This is a genomic window from Phyllobacterium sp. P5_D12, assembly GCF_054049495.1.
In genome coordinates, this window is sequence record NZ_JBFUMG010000598.1 from 1 (window position 1) to 2,567 (window position 2,567).

The 2,567-nt window shown below is 56.7% G+C and carries 3 protein-coding genes; all 3 read right to left on the bottom strand.

What is annotated here, in order from left to right; genetic code table 11:
* Positions 1-112 precede the first annotated feature (112 nt).
* Positions 113-748, bottom strand: a complete 636-nt coding sequence (locus ACXJ5O_RS24025) for an alpha/beta hydrolase (RefSeq protein WP_457302098.1) — start codon at positions 746-748, stop codon at positions 113-115.
* A 23-nt stretch (positions 749-771) separates the two neighbouring features.
* Positions 772-2,097 (bottom strand): UDP-glucose dehydrogenase family protein, encoded by a 1,326-nt coding sequence (locus tag ACXJ5O_RS24030; protein ID WP_457302099.1) that lies wholly within the window; start codon positions 2,095-2,097, stop codon positions 772-774.
* A gap of 83 nt (positions 2,098-2,180) precedes the next feature.
* A partial coding sequence (locus ACXJ5O_RS24035) for an aldo/keto reductase (RefSeq protein ID WP_457302100.1) occupies positions 2,181-2,567 on the bottom strand: 387 nt, incomplete at its 5' end.

Here is a 2,567-nt window from a genome sequence, read left to right on the forward strand (position 1 = left end):
GGTTGAGATTGCCCGAATTCTCCACGAATGGGAGGCGATCACCGTCAAAACCTACAAGATCGAAAAAATCTGGGAGCGAACGCCATTTCCATTGGAATTGCGGGACGGCTGACTAGTCAGCGACAAAGGGAAACTTTGCCTGAAGCCAATCCCTAATCAATTTTCGTTCGCTGTCGTGTAAACCATGACCGGTGGGAAGGACATGAGTGGTGACATCAGCGCCGCATTTTTCTAGCTGGGCTGTCATCAACTTCACATCGTCCGGAGAGCGCCTTGTGTCCTTTTCGCCCGCGCTAATGAAGACTGGAAGACCGGCGAGCTCCGGGAAATCCCCGTCTGGTGCTGGCGAAAGTGGTCGTATTAAAATTGCGCCAGCGACAAGAATGGGTGCGCGAAAGAGTATCGACGCTGCAGTGATCGCACCATTGGAGAAACCTAGAAGAATGGGCTTGGATTTTAGGACGCCCGTTTCCAAGGCTGAAGCCAAGAATTCGCTCAAACGAGACGTTTGATAGTTCAGATCGACGTAATCGAKGCTCCTGTCGTCGTTCCTTTTGAAGAAGGCATAGCCCCTCTCCCGTTCGACTGCTCCTCTTAAGGAAACCTGGCGTCTATTGGGAGCTATGCTTTCGGAAAGCGTAATCAAGTCGTTCTCATTGCCACCGCTCCCGTGCATGAGAAGCAGCGGGGCGGCAGCACCAGTCTGGTTGCCACCATCCACATAGCGAAATCCGTTCAGCTGGTGCATGGAGCTTTCCCTCTGAATATTCGTCAGGTATTGGCGCTCTTGCCCACCAGCGGTCGTCCGACAGAGTGGTATTCCAGGCCAGAGCCCTCGAGGTCTTGCGCGTTGAAGACATTGCGCAGATCGAACAGGAGTTTGCCGCTCATAAGCGTGGAAACCCGCTTGAGGTCAAGCGCCCGGTAGGCATTCCATTCAGTCAGCAATAGTGTGATCCCTGCCCCGTCGACAGCTTCGTAGGCGGACTTGCACCAGGTGACGTCGTGCAGGACCGATTCCGCTGCCTCGCGTGCCTCAGGATCATGCGCTCGCACACTCAAACCCGCCTTCTGCAGGGCTGGAATAATGTCGAGTGCCGGTGACTCGCGAATGTCGTCCGTGTTGGGCTTGAAGGCAATGCCGAGCACGGCAACGGATTTTGCCCCGGTGCGCCGCGCTGCTTCGATCACCCGCTCGGCCATGGAACGCTTGCGCTGTTCATTGACACTGACGACCTGCTCGATAAGGGTTTGAGGTGCGTCCATCTTGCGTCCGGTCGCCGCATAGGCGCGTGTATCCTTCGGGAAACACGACCCGCCAAATCCCGGCCCCGCATGCAGGAATTTCGATCCAATGCGGTTGTCCATACCGATGGCCCGCGCCACGTCCTGTACGTTCCCTCCAGCTTTTTCGCATAGGTCAGCCACCTCGTTGATGAAGGTGACCTTCATGGCCAGGAAGGCGTTGGCGGCATATTTGATGATCTCGGCATTTTCCAGCGTCGTGACGATCATTGGCGTTTCGCGCAGATAGAGCGGACGATAGACGCGCTTCATGGCCGCTGCACCGGCATCATCATGAACGCCGACCACGACACGGTCTGGCCGCAGGAAGTCTTCGACGGCCGAACCTTCGCGCAGGAACTCCGGATTGGAGACCATGGAGAACGGCACGTCGGGCCGTGCCTTGGCGATGCGCGCCCGCACATCGGCGTTGGTGCCCACGACCACAGTCGATTTGATGACGATGACAGCGTTTGGCTTCATTGCCGCAGCGATTTCATCGGCAGCCGCGTGGATATATTGCAGGTCGGCTTCACCATCGCCGCGCCGCGAGGGTGTACCGACCGCAACGAAGATAACGTCGGCATCGGCAACGGTCTCTGCGAGTTCAGTCGTGAACGTCAGGCGTCCGTCACGCGCATTGCGCACCAGCAGCTCGTCGAGGCCTGGTTCGTAGATCGTAACCTCGCCAGCCTGCAACCGGTCGATAATCGCCGGGTTTTTATCAACACAGGTGACCTGAAAGCCGAATTCGGCGAAGCAGACACCCGAAACCAGACCGACATACCCGGTCCCGATCATCGCAATCTTCATTGAACGGTCCAATCCTTATCTTGGCGGGACGTTTCGCATATTTAGCCCCGCCATACCAATTTCAAGGTTGCTTTGAGGGTGCTTTACTTGCGTGACGGCCCCTTGCGTTCAGCCGAGGCAGCCCAAAGATTAACGTTCGCATCGGTTGCATAGCTATCGATCTCGGCAAGCTCGGCATCTGTGAATGCGAGATTGTCGAGCGACTTGACGCAATCGACCACCTGCTGTGGCTTGCTGGCGCCGATCAGCGCGGTGGTGATGCGACCCTTCCTGAGCACCCACGCGATTGCCATTTGCGCGAGTGTCTGGCCGCGTTTTGATGCGATCTCATTGAGTGCACGAATGTTGTCGATGTTGCGCTCGTTGAGGAAATCCGGATTGAGCGACTTGCCCTGTGCCGCACGGCTCTCTTCGGGTACACCCTTGAGATATTTGTCGGTCAGCATTCCTTGCGCCAATGGCGAGAATAC